A 238-nucleotide genomic window follows, 5' to 3' on the forward strand; every position below is an offset into this window, starting at 1 on the left:
AGAATTTATTAGAACTATGAAAGTAAAAAGAGCCGCACAATTAATATTTCGAACCAATTTAACAATTTCAGAAATCGCATTTGATCTTGGGTTTAATGAGTTAAAACACTTTAGAAAATCATTTCAAAAACTTTTTGATGAACCTCCATCACAGTACTGTTAAAAGAATTCAAAAAAGAAGTCTAAAGAAAATAATGAATAGTTAATTCGGTTGTCTTTTTGATATATGAAATTTGTA

1 protein-coding gene is annotated in these 238 nt (G+C 26.1%); it reads left to right on the forward strand.

Annotated elements, in window-relative coordinates; all coding sequences use genetic code 11:
* Nucleotides 1-7: 7 nt before the first annotated feature.
* Nucleotides 8-163 carry a helix-turn-helix domain-containing protein gene (locus ACY2RX_RS14880; protein WP_490104747.1) on the forward strand — a complete coding sequence of 52 codons (156 nt, stop codon included), beginning with the start codon at nucleotides 8-10 and terminating at the stop codon, nucleotides 161-163.
* Nucleotides 164-238: the final 75 nt, after the last annotated feature.

The sequence above is a fragment of the Polaribacter sp. 2405UD43-2 genome, assembly GCF_058147125.1.